Source organism: Gordonia sihwensis NBRC 108236, assembly GCF_000333035.1.
Classification (GTDB): domain Bacteria; phylum Actinomycetota; class Actinomycetes; order Mycobacteriales; family Mycobacteriaceae; genus Gordonia; species Gordonia sihwensis.
In genome coordinates, this window is sequence record NZ_BANU01000006.1 from 192,325 (window position 1) to 212,151 (window position 19,827).

The following is a 19,827-nucleotide window of genomic DNA, read 5'->3' on the forward strand; positions in this document are numbered from 1 at the left end:
CGGCACCGCCGGCGGGGAGCGCAGCGCGCGCTGGGTGCTGCACATCGACATGGATGCCTTCTTCGCGTCGGTGGAGCAGCTCACGCGGCCGACCCTGGCCGGGCGTCCGGTGCTCGTCGGCGGCACCGGTGGCCGCGGCGTGGTGGCCGGAGCCAGCTACGAGTCGCGGACGTTCGGTGCCCGTTCGGCGATGCCGATGCATCAGGCGCGGCGGCTGGTCGGCGGCTCCGCGGTGGTGGTTCCGCCGCGCGGATCGGTGTACTCGGTGGTGAGCCGCCGCGTCTTCGGACTCGTGAGAACCTTCGTCCCGGTCATCGAGACGCTCTCGTTCGACGAGGCGTTCGGCGAACCGCAGGAGCTCGCGGGCGCCACCGCCGCCGACGCGCTCGACTTCGCCCACCGGCTGCGCGCCGCGATCCGGGAGGAGACGGGGCTGCCCGCTTCGGTGGGCTTCGGCTCGGGCAAACAGATCGCCAAGATCGCCTCCGGAATGGCCAAACCCGATGGGGCCAAGGTGATTCCGCCGTCCACGGAATTGGACTTCCTGCAAGCGCTGCCGGTGCGCAAGCTGTGGGGGATCGGCCCGGTGACCGGAGACCGACTGGCTCGGCTGGGAGTGGAGACCATCGGCGACCTGGCGGCGCTCTCGGATGTCGAGGTCGCCTCGGTCCTCGGCGCCACCGCGGGACCGTCGCTGCACCGGCTCGCGCGCGGGATCGACGATCGCCCGGTGACCGAGCGGGCGGAGGCGAAGCAGATCAGCGCCGAATCGACCTTCGCGGTCGACATCGTGCGCGCGGCCGAACTCCGGGCGGCCGTCTCGGGCGCGGCGTCGCATGCGCATCGACGGCTGCTGGCGGACGGCCGCGGCGCGCGGACCGTGGTGGTGAAGTTGCGCCGCTCCGACATGTCGATCCTGACCCGCTCGACCACTCTGCCCGCGCCGACGACCGACCTCGATGCGCTGACCGCGGCGGCGCACCGGGTGATGCTCGATCCCTTGGAGGTGGGGCCGATCCGCCTGGTCGGCGTCGGATACTCCGGGTTGTCGGACACTCACCAGGAGACGCTGTTTCCCGATCTCGGTGACCTCGGTGACTCCGCGTCGCCCTCCGGCACGGGGGCTGCGGCCACTGGTGCGCCCGGCGTCCCGGACGAGGACACCGCCGCCGAACCCGTCGTCGACTGGCCCACCGGTACCGACGTCTCGCATCCCGATCACGGCCACGGATGGGTGCAGGGCGGGGGTCACGGCTTCGTGACCGTCCGGTTCGAGACGCGCGCGACCGGTCCGGGCCGCGCGCAGACCTTCCGACTGCCCGAGCCGAGACTGACGCGGGCGGACCCGCTCGACAGCCTCGCCTGGGACGAGGTCGCCGAATCGGGGGATCCGGACTAGACAGTACAGCTGGGGCTGTGCGGTCAGGGGGACGACGCCGCGAAGAAGGCGGCGATCGCGTCGGCGTCGGCGCCGCGGGAGAGCAGGGCGATGAGGGCCATCCGCGCCTGCGGCGCCCGCAGCCACGGGGAGAAGATCGCGCCGGCCCGGACGAGATCGACGCCGCCGCCACCACCACCGTAGGTCGGCTCCACCGGGCCGTACGGGACCCGGGTCGACACGACCACCGCCACGTCGCGCTGCACCGCGAGATTCACCTCGGCGGTGATGTCGGGATGGGTGTTGCCAGAGCCGGTCGCCGACAGCACGATGCCCGCCGCCCGCTGGGCGACCGCCGACGCGATGGTGCCGGGTGAGACGCCGGGGTAGAGCGCGAGCAGGTCGACACGGGCCGGCCTGCCCTCGGGAAGAGTGTCCGAGACCAGCGGTCGCGGCAGGTCGGGATGGACGGTGTCGAATGCGGTGACCTCGGTGGTCGAGGTCTTGAACACGCCGCGCGCGCCGAGAACCCGGCCGCCGATCGCCACCAGCACACCGCGTCCGCGCGAGTCCGCGTCGGCCGCCAGCGCCACCGCGGCGGCGATGTTGGCCGGACCGTCGGAGAGCGGGTGATCGGCCGGGAACTGCGCGCCGGTGAACACCACCGGGCGGGGGTCGGCGGCGAAGACGTCCGCCAAGTAGGCGGTCTCCTCGAGAGTGTCGGTTCCATGCGTCACCACCACTCCGGCGACCGCGGGATCGGCGAAGGCCTCGGCGATCGCTGCGACGATTGCGAACTGGTCGCGGACGGTCATCGCCGACGAGTCCTTGGCCATCAGCTCGACGGGTGCGACCCGGACGTCGTCGGCGGTCGCCGGGACGAGGTCGGCCGCGTGCAGGACCGGCACGGCCCCGTCGTCGGTGGTCTGCGAGGCGGCGGTGCCGCCAGTGGTGATCATCACGACCTGACGTGTGCTCATGGTCTCGATTCTTGCATCCCGCGTCGATCGTGTCTGCAGCTCGCGGTGGGGCTGGCGAGACAGATGAGACCAAGCTGAGAAGTCACCCGATACCGGCCTGAGCGAGTGTGCGGATCGCGGGCTCTTTGGCATAGTGGTCTGAGTTCGGGTCTGGGAGGGCCCGCTGGAATCCGACCCCAATGTGAGGACTACTTCGGTGAACATTCGCAGAATCGTGACCGGTGCCGTGCTTGCCGGCGCCATCGCCGCGACCGCGGCGTGCGGCGGCAACGACAACTCCGACGCTCCGCCCGTGCCCAGTGCCACCACGTCCAGCGCCGCGGCCACGAGCAGTGCGGCCACCGGCACCGAGGCCGAGATGACGAACCCGAACAAGGTTCCCGGCGTCGCCGCACTCAACGACATGCTTCAGAAGGCGCTCGATCCGAATATCAAGCCGGCGGCCAAGACCGACCTGGTCGAGGGCTCCGAGGTGGACCCGAACCTCTTCACGCAGCTGGTGAAGGCCAAGAAGGAGAACCCGGACGTCACCTACGAGATCAAGAAGCCGATCCTGAAGGCCGGGCCCAACCGAGCCAAGGTGAAGGTCGAGGTGAAGCTGCCGAACAACCCGCCGACCAAGATCGACGCGTCGATCGTCTTCGACAACGGCCGCTGGAAGCTCTCCAAGGAGACCGTCTGCCCGCTGCTGAGCCAGACCGACGTGCAGTCGCCGCTGTGCGTTTCGCCGTCGAGCAAGGCCAAGAGCGCGACCTCGAGCAAGAAGGCCGCGGGCTGATTCCGGTCAGCCGCTGACCGGAGCACATCCATTCGCCCTCGCCAGGCGCGGAGTCATTCCGACTTCCGCCAGGTGAGGGTGAATTCGTTCTGCTGCAGGATGGGCCGGTTGGGGTCGTCGCCGGTCAGTTCGCGGCCGCCCTTCATCGTGAGGTCGCCCGAGACCGGCAGCAGCGAGCGGAGATCGACCGTCAACGAGCCCGAGCCGCTCATCGAGAACTTCGCGATGTGCAGCTTCGCGTCGGACCCCGGGATAGAGAAGACCGAGTCGACCGGTGTCTCGTCGACCCGCACGTCGAGTTTGAGGATGTCGCCTTCGCGAGCGGTCAGTGTCACGGTCATGGTCTGGGTGACCGTCGCGGCCGCGGACACCGTCCGCAGCGACTGCCATCGGGCACCCGGGGCCACCGGGGTGGTCGGCACCGGCACCGCGTAGTCGAGCGCCCCGACGAGCGACTGCTCCAGCGCGCTGCGTGCGGGTGACTCGGACGATTCGTCGGGCTTGAGGCGCAGCCGGGTGGGCACCAGGCCCGGGGCGTACGAGATGCCGCCCGTGGATCCGTCGAGCGCGCCGAGCAGGCCGTCGAGAGCGGTGTCCTTGCTGGTGGGCGTTCCGATGGAGAACTCGAGACTGCTCGGATCGTCGCACACGGCGCGCGCGGTGATCGGAGTGACGAGTTGCTGCTCGGTCTTCTGCACCTGATTGGTGTTCTCCGTGCGCGAGGTCGGTGCCACGCTCGCCTCGAGCGACGAGGTCTCCAGCGTGACCCGCTGGGCGGCATCGGTCCTCGGCGAGACGGTGAGCGGCTGCGCCGGACCCTCGCCGGGGGAGAGGACGGTCACCTCGGCGTCGGGCACGGTGATCGACCGCGCGCCGTCGGACTTGCTGGCCGGCGTCGTGGCACACGGACCGTCGCCGGAGGCGTCGTTCGAAGACGAACACGCCGCGGCGCCGGACGCCAGAACGACCGCCGCGGCGGCCATGCCGACGGCGCGGCGGGCAGTGGTGGAACGCGGGGAAACCGGAGACGAGACAGTCACCCGAGCCAGAGTAGTGCGGGCCGCGGGCCGTCCCGACGAGGCGGGGTGCGACGCCGACGCGGCCGATGTGGAGAATTGAGGTCATGAACCAACCTGCGGCGCAGCGCGCCGGAGACCCGGCGCGCCGCCGCGGAGTCGGGCTGATCCCCGTTCTCATCGCGGTGGCGGTCGCCGCCTACCTGATCGACGTCCTCAGCAAGGTGCTGGTGGTTGCGAAGATGGAACCCGGTGAGACGGTGTCGGTGATCGGCGACTTCCTCACCTTTCACCTGGTCCGTAACAGCGGCGCGGCGTTCTCCATGGCCACCGGCTACACGTGGGTGCTGACCTTCGTCGCGCTGGCCGTCGTCGTGGTGATCGCGCGCTACGCCAAGCGGCTCGGTTCGCTGGGCTGGGTGATCGGCCTGGGCCTGGTGCTGGGCGGGGCGCTGGGCAATCTGACCGACCGGATGTTCCGCGATCCGGCGCCGCTGCGCGGCCATGTGGTCGACTTCATTCAGGTGGGGAGTTGGTGGCCCACCTTCAACATGGCCGATTCGGCGGTCGTCTGCGGTGCGGTTCTGTTGGTCGTGCTGACCCTGCTCGGTTACGACTACGACGGATCCCGCACCGGATGGGCGGCTCGGCACGGCAGTGAGAAGCACCCGGCGGAGTCGGGCGAGGACGAGGAGGACCACGATGCGTGACTCGCGGGCGATGCCGGTCCCCGACGGTCTCCACGGGATGCGCGTGGACGCGGGCGTGGCGCGCGTGCTCGGTCTCTCGCGCACGGTGGTCGCGACGCTCGCCGACGCCGGTGACATCACCGTCGACGGCGTCCCGGTGGGCAAGTCCCACAAGCTGGCGGCCGGATCGTGGCTCGACGTGCTTCTTCCCGAGCCGGAGCAGCCGCTCACGGTGGAGCCGACACCGGTCGAAGACCTCGAGGTGCTCTACCACGACTCCGACATCATCGTCGTCGACAAGCCCGCCGGCGTCGCGGCGCATCCGTCGCTCGGCTGGTCGGGGCCGACCGTCATCGGAGCGCTGGCGGCGGCCGGCTTCCGCATCTCCACCTCGGGTGCGCACGAGCGCCAGGGCATCGTGCACCGCCTCGACGCGGGTACCTCGGGGGTGATGGTGGTGGCCGCGTCCGAACGCGCGTACACGCTGATGAAGCGGGCGTTCAAGGAACGCACCGTCGAGAAGCGGTACCACGCGCTGGTGCAGGGGCACCTCGATCCGCCGTCCGGGACGATCGACGCGCCGATCGGTCGACATCCCGGGTCCGATTGGCGTTTCGCCGTCACCGCGGGCGGTCGTGAATCCGTGACGCATTACGACACCCTGGAGATGTTCGCGGCGGCGTCGTTGCTCGACGTTCATCTGGAGACCGGACGCACGCACCAGATCCGTGTGCACTTCTCGGCGATGCACCATCCGTGCTGCGGCGACCCGACCTACGGCGCCGATCCCCGGCTCGCGGGCCGGCTGGGGCTCGAACGGCAGTGGCTGCACGCCCGGATGCTGGCCTTCGCGCACCCCGCCGACGGTCGTCGCGTGGAGTTCACCTCGGAGTACCCGGCCGATCTGCAGCACGCCCTGGACGTTCTCCGGGAGCCGTGAGACGAGGAGGTGATCGGCCCTCGCGCGGGCCGCTCGTCTCATCCGTCACAGGTCCGCGTGCCACGGCGGAAGTGTCCGAGGTCTTCTCTACAGTGGAGTGGTCTCAAGTTGGTTCGATCGCCTCAAGGAGTCGCCGCGTGTCCGGGTCGTTCGTTCATCTTCACAATCACACCGAGTACTCGATGCTCGACGGTGCCGCGAAGATGTCCCCGTTGTTCGCCGAGGCCGAGCGCCTGGGCATGACGGCGATCGGGATGACCGACCACGGCAACATGTTCGGTGCGAGCGAGTTCTACAACACCGCGCGCAAGCACGGCATCAAGCCGATCATCGGCATCGAGGCGTACATCGCACCGGAGTCCCGTTTCAACACTAAGCGGATCCAGTGGGGCACGCGCGACCAGAAGTCCGACGACGTCTCCGGTTCGGGTGCGTACACGCATATGACGATGGTCGCCGAGAACGCCACCGGGCTGCGGAACCTCTTCAAACTGTCGTCGCTGGCGTCGATCGAGGGACAGCTCGGCAAGTGGGCGCGTATGGACGCCGAGATCATCGCCGAGCACGCCGAAGGGATCATCGCGACCACCGGCTGCCCGTCCGGTGAGGTGCAGACGCGGCTGCGGCTGGGCCACGAGGCCGAGGCTCTCGAGGCGGCGGGCAAGTGGCAGGAGATCTTCGGCAAGGAGAACTTCTACCTCGAGCTGATGGAGCACGGCCTCGAGATCGAGCAGCGGGTGCGGTCGGGGCTCCTCGACATCGGCCGCAAGCTCGGCATCAAGCCGCTGGTCACCAACGACTGTCACTACGTCACCCGCGATCACGCCAAGGCGCACGAGGCGCTGCTGTGCCTCCAGACGGGCAAGACGCTGTCGGACCCGACACGGTTCAAGTTCGACGGCGACGGCTACTACCTCAAGTCGGCGGAGGAGATGCGAGCGCTGTGGGACGACGTCGTCCCCGGCGGCTGCGATTCGACGCTCGAGATCGGCGAACGCGTGCAGTCGTACGAGGAGGTCTACGCGCACCACGACCGGATGCCGATCTTCCCGGTGCCGGACGGCTACACGCAGGAGACGTGGCTGGCGCGCGAAGTGATGGCCGGTCTGGACCGCCGGTTCGACGGCAATCCGCCCGCGGACTACATCTCGCGCGCCGAGTACGAACTGTCGGTCATCAACCAGATGGGTTTCCCGGCCTACTTCCTCGTCGTCGGCGACCTCATCCGGCACGCCCTGGAGGTCGGGATCCGCGTCGGGCCGGGACGAGGCAGCGCCGCGGGGTCGCTGGTGGCCTACGCGCTCGGCATCACGAACATCGATCCCATTCCGCACGGTCTGCTGTTCGAGCGGTTCCTCAACCCCGAGCGCGTGTCGATGCCCGACATCGACATCGACTTCGACGACCGTCGCCGCGGTGAGATGATCACCTACGCCTCCCAGAAGTGGGGCCACGACAAAGTGGCTCAGGTCATCACCTTCGGCACGATCAAGACCAAGGCCGCGATCAAGGACTCGGCCCGCGTCCAATTCGGTCAGCCGGGCTTCGCGATCGCAGACCGGATCACCAAGGCGCTCCCGCCGCCGATCATGGCCAAGGACATCCCGGTCTGGGGCATCACCGATCCCGAGCACGAGCGGTACTCGGAGGCCACCGAGGTCCGCACGCTGATCGAGACCGATCCGGACGTCAAGCGGATCTACGACACCGCCCTCGGCCTGGAGGGGCTGGTCCGCAACGCGGGCGTGCACGCCTGCGCGGTGATCATGTCGAGCGAACCGCTCACCGACGCGATCCCGGTCTGGAAGCGTGCGCAGGACGGCGCCATCATCACCGGTTGGGACTATCCCTCGTGCGAGGCCATCGGTCTGCTCAAGATGGACTTCCTCGGGCTGCGCAACCTGACCGTCATCGGTGACGCGATCGAGAACATCAAGACCAACCGCGGCATCGACCTCGATCTCGACAAGCTGCCGCTCGAGGATCCGAAGACCTACGAGCTGCTGGCGCGGGGCGACACGCTCGGCGTCTTCCAGCTCGACGGCGCGGCCATGCGCGAGCTGCTGAAGATGATGCAGCCCACCGGCTTCGAAGACATCGTCGCCGTGTTGGCGCTGTACCGCCCGGGGCCGATGGGTGTGAACGCGCACACCGACTACGCCAAGCGGAAGAACGGTCTGCAGGACGTCAAGCCGATCCATCCCGAGTTGGAGGAGCCGCTCAAGGAGATCCTGGCGGAGACCTACGGCCTGATCGTCTACCAGGAGCAGATCATGCAGATCGCTCAGAAGGTGGCGGGCTACTCGCTCGGACAGGCCGACCTGCTCCGTCGTGCGATGGGAAAGAAGAAGAAGGAGATCCTCGACGAGGCCTACGACGGTTTCGCGGAGGGGATGAAGAACAACGGCTTCTCACAGGGGGCGATCACCGCCCTGTGGGACACGGTTCTGCCGTTCGCCGGCTACGCCTTCAACAAATCGCACGCCGCCGGCTACGGGCTGGTCTCGTTCTGGACCGCCTATCTCAAGGCCAACTACCCGGCCGAGTACATGGCGGGGCTGCTGACGTCGGTCGGCGACGACAAGGACAAAGCGGCGATCTACCTCGCGGACTGTCGCAAGATGGGCATCACGGTGCTGCCACCCGACGTCAACGAGTCGCGTGCCGACTTCGCCGCGGTGGGGGAGGACATCCGATTCGGTCTGGCCGCGATCCGCAACGTCGGGTCCGGAGTGGTCTCCTCGATCATCTCGGCGCGCGAGGAGAAGGGCACCTACACGAGCTTCTCGGACTACTTGGGCAAGATCGACGTGCAGGCGTGCAGCAAGAAGGTCACCGAGTCGCTGATCAAAGCCGGCGGTTTCGATTCGCTCGGTCACGACCGCAAGGGCCTGTTCCTCGTTCACTCCGAAGCGATCGACGCCGTGCTGTCGACCAAGAAGGCCGAAGCGGTCGGCCAGTTCGACCTCTTCGGCGGTGTCGGAGACGACGACGGCGGTGCCTCGGACGTGTTCGCGGTCAAGGTGCCGGAGGACGAGTGGGAGACCAAGCACAAGCTCGCTCTCGAACGAGACATGCTGGGCCTGTACGTGTCCGGCCACCCACTGGCAGGACTGGAGCACGCGATCGCGGCGCAGACCGACACCTCGATCACCGCGCTCCTCGAAGGGTCGGTGGCCGACGGCGCGCAGATCACCATCGGCGGCATCATCTCCTCGGTGACCCGACGGGTGAACAAGAAGGGCGAGCCGTGGGCGGCGGTCCAGCTCGAGGACATGGTGGGCGGCGTCGAGGTGTACTTCTTCCCGCGCGCGTACGTCGCGTACGGGATGGACCTGGTGCCCGACAACATCGTCCTGGTCAAGGCCCGTGTCAACAAGCGTGACGATTCGACGATGATCAGCGCCAACGACCTCGCGGTTCCGGACCTGTCAGCGGTCGGCACCACCAAGCCGCTGAATCTCACGCTGTCGGCCCGCGTCTGCACGCCCGACCGGGTCAGCGCGCTCAAACAGATCCTCGTGCGTCATCCGGGGACCTCCGACGTTCATGTGACGCTGGTCAGCGACCGGAAGCAGACGCAGTTGCGGTTGATGGACTCACTGCGCGTGGCGCCGTCGTCGGCCCTGATGGGGGATTTGAAGGCACTCCTGGGCCCGAGCTGTCTGACCTGAGAAGGGCAGGCACGAGGCCGAGATTCGGTTCACCGAATCTCAACTCGTCGACTGAGCTACACTGTGGATATGACCACGCTGATCCGACAGGCACCTCAGCCCGCAACTGTGCATCGCGCCGTGCAGGTTCCGGTGTTCGGGGTGCCGTGGCCGCTGTACAAGCTGGCCGCTGTGGTCGCCGGCGTGGTCGTCGCCGCGCTCGTGTTCACCTTCACCGGCTCCGGGACGGCGTCAATGTGGGCCAGTGCAGTCGCGGTGATCACGGTGTGGTGGGGCGGCTATGTGCTGCTTCGTGAACGGTGGGACGATGGAGAGCGTGACTTCATCGCCGAACACCACTCCCGCCGCTGATTCGACCCTCACCCCGGCGAGCATTGAGGCTGCGGCACGTCGTCTGGACGGCGTCGTACGCCGGACACCGCTGGAGGACTGCCCCCGCCTGAGTGACGCCACCGGTGCGCGAGTGCATCTCAAGCGCGAGGATCTGCAGACCGTCCGCTCCTACAAGATCCGCGGCGCCTACAACGTCATGGCGCAGCTGAGCGCAGATGAACTGGCCGCAGGCGTCGTCGCGGCGAGCGCGGGCAATCACGCACAGGGCGTCGCGTTCGCGTGCGCCACCATGCAGGTCAAGGGTCGGATCTACGTACCGACGACCACTCCCAAGCAGAAGTGCGACCGGATTCTGTGGCATGGCCGAGGGTTCGTCGAGCTCATTCCGGTCGGTGAGACCTACGACGCCGCGGCGGCCGCGGCCCAGAGCGACGTGATCCGCACGGGCGCCACGTGGATCCATGCCTTCGACGACCCGCGCACGGCGGCCGGGCAGGGCACGATCGGCAAGGAGATCCTCGAGCAGCTCGGAGCCGATCCCGACGTCGTCGTGTTGCCGGTCGGCGGTGCGGGCTGCATGGCCGGAATCGTCACCTACCTGCGTGCGGCGTGCCCCGGCGTCGCGATCGTCGGCGTGGAGCCGCACGGTGCCGTGTCGCTCGCGGCCGCGCTGGTCAACGGTGCACCGTACACGCTGCCGACCGTCGACTCCTTCGTCGACGGTGCGGCAGTGCAGCGCATCGGCGGCCTGGGGCACGGCGTGATGGCGGCCGCCGGGGCCCGGGTGGTGAACCACCCCGTGCTCGCCGACGTCACCTCGCACCCGCGGGTGCCGGTGATCGAGGCCTCGGAGATCGACCTCGCGCCGGGCAGCGTCACCATCACGAATGTGAGCGAGGGGGCGATCTGCTCGACCATGCTCGAGCTGTACCAGAACGAGGGGATCATCGCCGAGCCCGCGGGCGCGCTCGCGGCGACCGCGGTGCGCGAACTCGATCTTCCCGCCGGTGCCACCGTGGTCGCACTCGTCTCGGGCGGCAACAACGACGTCTCCCGCTACGGCGAGATCATCGAGCGGTCGTTGGTGCACCGCGGTCTCAAGCACTACTTCCTGGTGAACTTCCCGCAGGAGCCGGGCGCGCTGCGCCGCTTCCTCGACGACGTCCTCGGTCCCGACGACGACATCACTCTGTTCGAGTACGTCAAGCGGAACAACCGCGAGACCGGGGCCGCGTTGGTCGGCGTGGAACTCGGCGACCCGTCGGATCTGTCCGGGTTGCAGGACCGGATGAAGCGCTCCCGTCTGGACGTCGAACAACTCGAGCCGGACACTCCGGCGTACCGCTACCTGACGTAGGCGGACCCAGCGCGACGGCGGTCGCTCCCGGTAACGACGGGGGCGGCCGCCGTCCTCGTCTCGACCACCCGATCACCTGGTTACCGGCGTCGTGGGAGGGTCACCTGCCTATTTCCTACATAGGTGAAGTTATGTGTGGCGCCTGGCACACTTTCCCGAAATCGCTGTGTATATTACGACCGAACACCCCCTCGGGGGTGGGGCCGGCGGGGGGCGCGGCGACTGTCGACTCCCCACCGCACCCGCGGAGGCGAAGAGGGCGAAGGCAGGGGATTGAGCACAGACACGGTGGACGCGCACCCACGTGCTGCTGCGCGTCGTTGGTCCGACAGCGGCGCCCGCAAATGGTTCGACGAGCACATCAAGAAGTCCTTCGAGACCTTCGGCCGTCAGCTCGCGATGTTCGTCGAAGTGTTCAAGGTCCTCATCGAAGACATCGTCAAGAAGCGCTTCCCCTTCGGCGAGTTCATCCGGCAGTGCGCGTTCATGGCCTCCACGTCGGTCTTCCCGACGCTGCTCGTGGCGATCCCGATCGGCGTCATCGTCTCGATCCAGGTCTCGAACATCGCCGGCCAGATCGGCGCCACGTCGTTCTCCGGCGCCGCGACCGGCCTCGGCGTCATCCGGCAGGGCGCGCCGCTGGTGACTTCGCTGCTGCTGGCGGGTGCGGTCGGCTCGGCCATCGCCGCCGACCTCGGCTCGCGCACGATCCGCGAGGAGATCGACGCCATGCGGGTGATGGGAGTCAACCCGATCCAGCGTCTGATCTCGCCCCGGCTGCTCGCCACGATGGTGGTCTCGTTCCTGCTCTGCGGCTTCGTCTGCTTCGTCGGCTTCATCACCGGCTACCTGTTCAACGTCTACTTCCAGGGCGGGACGCCCGGCAGCTACACGGGGACGTTCGCTTCCTTCGCCGGCGTGCCCGATCTGTTGTTCGCCCTGGTGAAAGCCGTGATCTTCGGCGCCATCGTGGCGATCGTCGCCTGCGACCGCGGCCTCACCACCAGCGGCGGCCCGGCCGGTGTCGCGAACTCGGTGAATGCGGCGGTCGTCAACTCGGTGATCCTGCTGTTCACCGTCAACGTGGTGCTCACCCAGGTGTTCGCACTCGTCGTGCCGGCGAAGGTGGTGTGAGATGGCCGCGTCACGCTACGTACCGCCGCTGCTCAAACCGCTCGGCTGGCTGCGGAAGCTGTGGGAGGCGCCGCGCGACGGCATCGTCGCGATGGGGCACCTGATCACCTTCCTCGTGAAGTCGATCGGACTGGCGCCCATCACCTTCACGCACTACCGGAAAGAGGTCTGGCGACTGCTCTCCGACGTGGCGTGGGGCAACGGCGCGATCGTCGTCGGCGGCGGAACCGTCGGCGTCATGGTGATCCTCGGTGTGATGGGCGGCGCGACCGTCGGCATCGAGGGCTACACGGCGCTCAACCTGCTCGGCATGTCGCCGATCACCGGCGGACTCTCGGCGTTCGCGACCACCCGTGAGATCGCTCCGCTGCTGGCCGCGACGGCGTTCACCGCACAGTCGGGCTGCCGGTTCACGGCGCAGCTCGGGTCGATGCGGATCAGCGAGGAGATCGACGCGCTCGAATCGATCGCGATCCGGCCGCTGCCTTATCTGGTGACGACCCGGATGGCCGCGGCGGTCCTGTCGATCATCCCGCTGTACGCGATCTCGCTGGCCGCCAACTACATCGCCTGCCAGTTCATGTTCCAGATCCAGTCGGGACAGGGATCGGGCACCTACCTGCACTACTTCGACGAATTCATCCTGTCGCGCGATGTGGTCTTCTCGTTCCTCAAAGTCATAGTCTTCGTCCTGCTCACGACCTTCATCCAGTGCTACTACGGATACTTCGCGTCGGGCGGTCCGGAAGGCGTGGGCGTCGCGGCCGGGCATGCGATCCGGCTGTCGATCATCACGATCGTCTTCGCGAACCTGATCCTCACGCTGGTGTTCTGGGGCACCTCGGCCGGCATCAAGATATCGGGGTGACGGATGCGAATCGATACTGGTGGGCGCGATCCGTCGCTCAAGACGTACTTCCTGCGGGGGCTGGCGTTCCTCGCCGTGGCGGTGGTCGTGTTCGCACTGCTGCTGGCCCGGTACGAGGGCAAGTTCGACGACCGCACCGAGGTCACCGCGGAGCTGACCGACGTCGGCGACGGACTGGTTCCCGGCGCCGACGTCCGCTACAACGGCTTCATCGTGGGGTCGGTCGATTCGATCACCCTGGTCGGCAGCGGTGACAACCCGACGAAGGACGTCGCGTTGATCCTGAACCCGGACCAGGCGTCCGGCATCCCGGCGAACACCACCGCGCGCACCGTTCCGTCGAACCTCTTCGGCGTGAACTCGGTGGAGCTGATCGCGCCGGCGAATCCCGCCTCGGAGTCGATCAGCGGCGGCGACGTGGTGAAGGCCGACACCTCCGAGCCGACCATCCGGCTGCAGGACGCGCAGAACGAGCTCCGCTCGCTGCTGCGGAGTGTCCCGCCCGAAGATCTCGGCATGGTGCTCGGCACCATCGCCGACGCGCTGCAGGGCGGCGGCGCAACCTTCTCCACCTTCGTCGGTGTTCTCGACACCTACTGGAAGACCATCAACGCGCAGTTCCCGCCGGGCGCACCGTCCGGTTTCGAGAACTTCGACCGGGCGATCCGCGGTCTGGCGCAGTCGACCCCGCAACTGCTCGACGCGCTCGGCAAGTCGGTGGTTCCGGCGATGACGATCGCGCAGAACGCCGACCAGCTGACCGCACTGCTGTCGGCCGGCCAGGGGATGCTCGACCAAGTGCACACCCTCTTCGCCAAGAACGGCGACGGCGGCAAGCGGATCGTGCGTGATCTGAACACGATGCTCGGAGCGATCACGCTGGAACCGAACTCACTGCCCGAGGCGCTGCAGCAGCTCTACGTCCTGGCGGGCAGGGTGCTCGGAGTCTTCACCGGCGTGAACGGCCACGTTCAGCTGAACCTCGGCGTCAGCTTCAGTGCGTTCGCGCAGTACACGCGCCAGAACTGCCCGGTTTACGACGGCGGCCCCTACGGGACGGCCCGTGGGCCGGGATGCGTCGGCCCCGGGACCGGCACGGGCCCGACCATGTCGGGACCGTTGACGGTGTACCCGCCGGGAATGAAGCGGGCCGCCGCCCAGAAGCCGGTCAGTGCTGTGACGACCGGAAAGGACGAGAAGACGCTCAAGGGCGCGCTCGGACGGAAGCCGACCTCGGCCGACAGCCTCATGCTCGGCCCGCTGGTCTCGGCCGTGACACCGCAGGAGGGAGGCCGGTGAGCGCCGCTAAATCGACCATCCGCAAGCCGCTGATCGGATTCACCCTGTTCGCGATCGTCGCGCTGGCGATGACGTATCTGATCTGGTCCACGCTCGAGCGCTCGGTGAGCGGGCCGACCAGCGGGTACACGACCACGTTCAACGACGCGTCCGGGCTCGCGGAGGGCGACGACGTCAGAATGGCGGGCGTGCGCGTCGGGCGCGTGGAGAGCATCGACCTCGACGACGGCAGGGCCCTCGTCAGGTTCGAGGTCCAGCACGATCAGAAGGTGTACGCGAACACCCGGGCCGCGATCCGTTACCAGAACCTGATCGGTCAGCGGTACCTGGCGCTTTCGCTGGACGGTCCGACACCGCAGGCTCAGCTGAGCGAGGGCTCGGCGCTGCGTCTGCCGGGCGAGGACTCGTTCGACGTCACCAAACTCCTCGCCGGATTCCAGCCGGTCTTCGACACGCTGACACCCGAACAGGTCAACACGCTGTCGGAGAGCCTGATCCAGGCCTTCCAGGGCGACGAGGTGTCTCTCTCTCGCACGATCGCCGAGATCGGGCAGGTGGCGAGCGACATGGCCGACCGCGACCAGGTGCTCGGCGCGATCATCACGAACATGGGGGTGGTGATGCGCGAACTGGCCTCACAGGGCGACCAGGTGCAGACCCTCCTCGACAGCACCGGAAAGCTGATCGAGGGTCTCAACGGCAACTCTCAGCAGTTCGGCAAGGCGATCGATCAGCTCGGCCAGACCACCACCGGTTTCGCCCAGGTGTTCGCGCAGAACCGCGCGACCCTCAAGTCGGCCGGCACCGCCGCCGACGACGCCACCGGCAAACTGATCGCCAACGGCGCCAAGATGGACCGGCTCGCGGTCGAGCTGCCGATCTTCCTCGGACACTTCCCGAATGTGATGATGCAGGGCAACTACTTGAACATCTACGCGTGTGACCTCGACATCTCCATCGGCGACGTCCTGTTCCCGCCCGGCCTGATCAACAAGATCGGTGGCACCAACCACTCGGTGGTGTGCCGATGAAGAAGCGTCTCGCCCGGTCGTTCCACGGCAACCGCCGGCTGTGGTACGGGATCCTCGGTGTCGTCGTCATCGCGATCGTCCTGGTCGCCGTGGTCGGGCTGAGTTCGGCCGGACTCGGTAAGCGGACGTACACCGCAGACTTCGAACAGGCGGGCGGAATCCGTCCCGGTGACAAAGTCCGCGTGGCGGGCATCGACGTCGGCGAAGTGTCGAAGACCGAACTGGCCGGAGACCACGTCGAGGTCGCCATGAAGGTCGACAAGGACGTCGAGGTCAAGGACGACGGCTCCGCCGAGATCAAGATGTCGACGCTGTTGGGGCAGCGGTACGTCGACATCGTGCTCGGGCAAAGCGACAAGGCGACGCCGAACGACCGGATCCAGCACACGTACGTGCCCTACGACCTCCAGCAGACCCTGGCCAAGGGCACCCCGGTGCTTGCGGGCATCGAACCGAATGACCTCACCAACAGCATCCGCACGCTGAGCACGCAGCTGGCGGGTGCGCCCGCGATCATGGGACCCACACTCGATGCGCTGACCCGGATGTCGAACGTGCTCAACAATCGGCACGATCAGATCAACCAGCTGCTCAAAGACACCGATGCGGTCACCAAGCAGGTCGTCGACAGTCAGTTCGCGCTGTCGATCATCGTCGGCCAGGGCGCCCAACTGGCGAACAAGATCGTGGCTCGCGAACAACTCGTGACCCGGATGCTCGACGGCGTGGCCGCCCTCACCGATCAGGCGTCGGCGGTGGCCGCGGAGAACGGCGACCAGTTCGCACCGGTGATGGCGAACCTCAACACGATTGCGAACGGACTCGAGAAGAACCGCGACAACCTGCGCAAGCTGCTTGACGTCCTGCCGGTCACCGCCCGGTTGACCACGAATCTCACCGGTGACGGGCCCTATGCGAACGGCTACCTGCCGTGGGGCCTGTTCCCCGACAACTGGCTCTGCGCGGCGCGGGTGGTGGACGGATGCTGAGGATGTCCCGGATCAAGAGCGCGATGGCCGCGGTGGCGCTGGTCGCGGTGACGGCGACGACCGTCAGCGGCTGCTCGCTGATGCCCGCCACCTGGACCGCGGCGCTGGGCCAGGCCAACACCGTCACAGCCTATTTCGACGACGTGTCGGGAATCTTCACCGGCAACGACGTCGCGGTTCTCGGAATGCCGGTCGGTCGCATCACCTCCGTGGAGCCCCAGGGCACTCGGGTGAAGGTCACGATGACCGTCGACAACAGCGTCGACGTGCCCGCCGATGTGACGGCGGCGATCGTCAACACCTCGATCGTGACCACGCGGCACATCGAGCTGTCGCCCACCTACACCAAGGGACCCAAGCTCGGCGACGGCGACGTGATCCGCCACACCGAGGCGCCGGTGGAGATCGGCACGCTGTTCGATTCGATCGACAAGATCGTCAAGGCCATGTCGGGAGACCGGCCCGGCGAGGGGCCGATCGCCGACTTCGTCGACGTGACTTCGGGAATCGCCTCCGGCAACGGCGAGAAGCTGCGGCAGGCGCTCGATGCGCTCTCGAAGGCGGGCAAGCTCGGCGCGGACAACGGTGACGCATTGATGTCGATCATCAAGTCGCTGAGCACGCTCACCACGGCGCTCACCGACAACTATCCGAAGATGCAGCAGTTCTCGTCGTCGATGACGCAGGTCTCGGACATGCTGGGCGACCAGTCGGTCGGCCTCGTCGCGTCGCTGCACGACCTGAACAAGACCCTGCAGAACACCTCCGAGTTCCTCGCCGCCAACTCGGGTGCGATCAGCGGTGCGACCGGCAGGATGGCGTCGCTGGCGGCCAATCTGTCGGACTTCTCCCGCGAGGTGGTGGAGACGATCGATGTGGCGCCCCTGCTGTTCCAGAACCTCTCGAACTCGATCTCGGCCGAACAGGGTGCGTGGCGGACCTCGGTCTTCCTTGACAAGTCGCTGCTCGACAACCAGATGCTCAACAAGTTCTGCAATGCGATCAACCTGAACCAGAAGGGCTGCGACACCGGTCAGCTGAAGGACTTCGGCCCCGACCTGGGCATCTATTCCGGACTGTTGGAGCTGAGCAAGAAATGACCAGGATTCGCAAGGCCGGTCTCGCGGCGGTCTCACTCGTCACCACGGTCAGCCTCACCGCATGCGGCGCCGTCCCCGGCGTCACGGTGGAGCAGATCCCGCTGCCCGCCCCGGGCGGGATCAGCGACTCGATCACCGTCCACACCTCGTTCGAGAACGCACTCAACCTGCCGAACAAGGCCAAGGTCCGTCTCGGCGGCCTGGATGTGGGCGAGGTGGAGTCCATCGTCGCGAAGAACTACCGCGCCGAGGTCACGATGAAGGTGGCGAAGGACACCGAACTGCCGATCGGCACCGGAGCCGAACTGCGTCAGGCGACACCGCTCGGCGACGTCTTCGTCGCGCTGCAGCCGCCGGCGGACACCTCGAAGGGGATGGTGCGCGACGGCGGCACCCTGGCCGGCCCCACCTCGGCGGCGGCGACGGTGGAGGACCTGCTCGTGAGTCTGACGGGTCTGGTCGACTCGGGTTCGGTGAGCTCCCTGCAGCGGATCTTCACCGAGCTCAGCACCGCCATCGGCGGCAATGCTCCCGAACTGCACGGCGCCATCGAGGGATTCACGACCGCGATCGACAAGTTCAACAAGAACTCGGCGGCGGTCGACCAATCGATGGCCGTCACAGCGCGGTGGTCGAAGGAACTGGCGAACGGCCGCAACCAGATCGCCGCCGCGATCAACAAGCTCCCCGCGGCGATCAACACGGTCAACGACCAACTCGGCATGATCCTGACGACCCTCGACAAGACGAACAAGGTGACCGCCGCGACCAACGATTTCCTGAACACCGAGCAGGCCGACTTCGGCGAGATGCTCGGCCACCTCAACACCACGCTGGTGGCGCTGGAGAATGCGGCGCCGATCTTCGGGCCGCTCGCCGACCGCATGGCCGAGCTGAACCCGAAGTGGGTCAAGTCGACGTCCGGAAGTGCGGCGGCGGTCTCGGCCAAGGTGTACTGGCTGACGCCGGGCGCCGGATTCGATTCGGCGTCGCGGTTGCCCGAAGGCGCGGACGTCACCAACGGCATGCACAGTCTGGAACAGACACTCGCCCGCATCATCGCTCGTCTCACCGGAACGAAGGGATGCTGCTCATGATGCGATGGCTGCGCAAACGCAAGATCATGATCGGCAACCTGGGGCTGGTCGTGGTGATGCTGGTGGGTCTGGCGTTCCTCGCCTTCAACAGTCTCAGTTGGCGTCCGTGGCAGAGCACGTATCAGGTCATGGTGCATTTCCCGGTCTCCGGCGGCCTGCAGGACACCAGCAAGGTGATGCTGCGCGGCGCCCAGATCGGCGAGGTCCGTTCCATTCAGGTCACGCCCAAGAGCGTCGACGTGACTCTCGATCTGCGCGACGACTACAAGATCAACAAGGGAGCGACGTTCTCCGCACTCGGCCTGTCGGCAGCGGGCGAGCAGTACGTGAACATCACCCCGACCACCGATGACGGCCCGTACCTGCAGGACGGAGATGTGATCCAGGTGGGCCAGACGCACGTGACGGCGGCCTTCCCGGGGATGCTGCAGTCGACGCTCGACGTCATCAGCCAGATCGATGCGCCGAAACTCACCGCGACGCTCAAGGAACTCGAGATCGCACTCAACGACCGCGGGCCCAACCAGCTCAAGTCGGTCTTCAACTCCGGAGGCGTGATCTTCGCCGATCTGGCGAAGGTGCTGCCGGAGACCACCACCCTGATCAAGAACTCCGGAACGATCCTCAAGACCACGGCGCAGGTCCAACCGGATCTCGGACGCCTCGCCGGCGGGCTCGACTCGCTCTTCGACGCGACGGTCGCGGCCGACAAGGAACTGCGGACGCTCCTGGGGAACGGACCGGAACAGTTCACGAGCCTCGCCGGATCGCTGGCGACGATCACCGATCCGCTCAGCGACGTTCTGACCCAGTTCCTCGACGTCGCGCGACAGGGTGCACTGCGCGCGCCGGCGCTGGCGACCCTGTTCCCCGCGATCCGGGACGGGTCCATTCAGGCACAGAAGATGTTCCACGACGGCGCCTGGTGGGCGCTGGCATCGGTGTATCCGCGGCCGTCGTGCAACTACCAGATCGCTCCGGTGCGTCCGACCAAGATCCTCGAACTCACCGTGCCGAAGAATCTGTACTGTGTCACCGAGGATCCGACCATGCAGGTCCGCGGGGCGGCGAACGCACCGCGACCGAAGGGCGACGACACGGCGGGTCCGCCTCCGGACTACGATCCGAACGCCCGCACGGTACCGCTCGACAAGTGATGAAGGA

The 19,827-nt window shown here is 67.3% G+C and carries 17 protein-coding genes; 15 read left to right on the plus strand and 2 right to left on the minus strand.

Annotated elements, in window-relative coordinates; all coding sequences use genetic code 11:
• Window positions 1–49: 49 nt before the first annotated feature.
• Window positions 50–1,399 (plus strand): DNA polymerase IV, encoded by a 1,350-nt coding sequence (locus GSI01S_RS04930; protein ID WP_045537446.1) that lies wholly within the window; start codon window positions 50–52, stop codon window positions 1,397–1,399.
• 23 nt (window positions 1,400–1,422) lie between these two features.
• On the opposite strand, the gene GSI01S_RS04935 is transcribed toward GSI01S_RS04930, so the two are convergent.
• Window positions 1,423–2,358, minus strand: coding sequence for an asparaginase (locus GSI01S_RS04935; RefSeq protein ID WP_006895343.1), 936 nt, complete (start codon window positions 2,356–2,358; stop codon window positions 1,423–1,425).
• Window positions 2,359–2,554: 196 nt separating this feature from the next.
• On the opposite strand from GSI01S_RS04935, the gene GSI01S_RS04940 reads away from it, so the two are divergent.
• Complete coding sequence (locus tag GSI01S_RS04940) at window positions 2,555–3,136, plus strand: WKL family lipoprotein (protein ID WP_006895344.1); 582 nt, start codon at window positions 2,555–2,557, stop codon at window positions 3,134–3,136.
• Window positions 3,137–3,189: 53 nt separating this feature from the next.
• Here GSI01S_RS04940 and GSI01S_RS04945 read toward each other — a convergent pair whose 3' ends face one another.
• Window positions 3,190–4,176: a hypothetical protein gene (locus GSI01S_RS04945; RefSeq protein WP_006895345.1), complete on the minus strand. Its 987-nt coding sequence runs from the start codon at window positions 4,174–4,176 to the stop codon at window positions 3,190–3,192.
• Between the two features lie 83 nt (window positions 4,177–4,259).
• On the opposite strand from GSI01S_RS04945, the gene lspA reads away from it, so the two are divergent.
• The 13 genes from lspA to GSI01S_RS05010 all read left to right on the plus strand — a co-directional run bounded on the left by lspA (window position 4,260) and on the right by GSI01S_RS05010 (window position 19,820).
• Window positions 4,260–4,862 carry a signal peptidase II gene (gene lspA / locus GSI01S_RS04950; RefSeq protein ID WP_006895346.1) on the plus strand — a complete coding sequence of 201 codons (603 nt, stop codon included), beginning with the start codon at window positions 4,260–4,262 and terminating at the stop codon, window positions 4,860–4,862.
• Window positions 4,855–5,781 carry an RluA family pseudouridine synthase gene (locus GSI01S_RS04955; RefSeq protein ID WP_006895347.1) on the plus strand — a complete coding sequence of 309 codons (927 nt, stop codon included), beginning with the start codon at window positions 4,855–4,857 and terminating at the stop codon, window positions 5,779–5,781. The genes lspA and GSI01S_RS04955 overlap by 8 nt, the downstream gene beginning before the upstream one ends.
• A 137-nt stretch (window positions 5,782–5,918) precedes the next feature.
• Window positions 5,919–9,455 carry a DNA polymerase III subunit alpha gene (gene dnaE / locus GSI01S_RS04960; RefSeq protein ID WP_006895348.1) on the plus strand — a complete coding sequence of 1,179 codons (3,537 nt, stop codon included), beginning with the start codon at window positions 5,919–5,921 and terminating at the stop codon, window positions 9,453–9,455.
• Between the two features lie 69 nt (window positions 9,456–9,524).
• Window positions 9,525–9,806, plus strand: a complete 282-nt coding sequence (locus tag GSI01S_RS04965; protein ID WP_039866952.1) for a hypothetical protein — start codon at window positions 9,525–9,527, stop codon at window positions 9,804–9,806.
• Window positions 9,763–11,145, plus strand: a complete 1,383-nt coding sequence (gene ilvA / locus GSI01S_RS04970; protein WP_006895349.1) for a threonine ammonia-lyase IlvA — start codon at window positions 9,763–9,765, stop codon at window positions 11,143–11,145. Before GSI01S_RS04965 ends, ilvA begins: the two co-directional genes overlap by 44 nt.
• Window positions 11,146–11,433: 288 nt before the next feature.
• A complete protein-coding gene (locus GSI01S_RS04975) occupies window positions 11,434–12,279 on the plus strand; it encodes an MlaE family ABC transporter permease (protein ID WP_006895350.1) in 846 nt (281 codons plus the stop codon).
• Window position 12,280: 1 nt separating this feature from the next.
• Window positions 12,281–13,147: an ABC transporter permease gene (locus GSI01S_RS04980; protein WP_006895351.1), complete on the plus strand. Its 867-nt coding sequence runs from the start codon at window positions 12,281–12,283 to the stop codon at window positions 13,145–13,147.
• Between the two features lie 3 nt (window positions 13,148–13,150).
• Window positions 13,151–14,446, plus strand: coding sequence for an MlaD family protein (locus GSI01S_RS04985; protein WP_006895352.1), 1,296 nt, complete (start codon window positions 13,151–13,153; stop codon window positions 14,444–14,446).
• On the plus strand, window positions 14,443–15,477 hold the full coding sequence (locus GSI01S_RS04990) for an MlaD family protein (protein WP_006895353.1): 1,035 nt from the start codon (window positions 14,443–14,445) through the stop codon (window positions 15,475–15,477). The genes GSI01S_RS04985 and GSI01S_RS04990 overlap by 4 nt, the downstream gene beginning before the upstream one ends.
• Complete coding sequence (locus GSI01S_RS04995) at window positions 15,474–16,466, plus strand: MCE family protein (RefSeq protein WP_006895354.1); 993 nt, start codon at window positions 15,474–15,476, stop codon at window positions 16,464–16,466. The genes GSI01S_RS04990 and GSI01S_RS04995 overlap by 4 nt, the downstream gene beginning before the upstream one ends.
• The gene (locus tag GSI01S_RS05000) at window positions 16,460–17,566 is read left to right on the plus strand and encodes an MCE family protein (protein ID WP_039866954.1); all 1,107 of its coding nucleotides are present in this window, start codon (window positions 16,460–16,462) and stop codon (window positions 17,564–17,566) included. Before GSI01S_RS04995 ends, GSI01S_RS05000 begins: the two co-directional genes overlap by 7 nt.
• A complete protein-coding gene (locus GSI01S_RS05005) occupies window positions 17,563–18,663 on the plus strand; it encodes an MlaD family protein (protein WP_006895356.1) in 1,101 nt (366 codons plus the stop codon). The genes GSI01S_RS05000 and GSI01S_RS05005 overlap by 4 nt, the downstream gene beginning before the upstream one ends.
• Window positions 18,651–19,820 carry an MlaD family protein gene (locus GSI01S_RS05010; RefSeq protein WP_039866956.1) on the plus strand — a complete coding sequence of 390 codons (1,170 nt, stop codon included), beginning with the start codon at window positions 18,651–18,653 and terminating at the stop codon, window positions 19,818–19,820. The genes GSI01S_RS05005 and GSI01S_RS05010 overlap by 13 nt, the downstream gene beginning before the upstream one ends.
• Window positions 19,821–19,827: the final 7 nt, after the last annotated feature.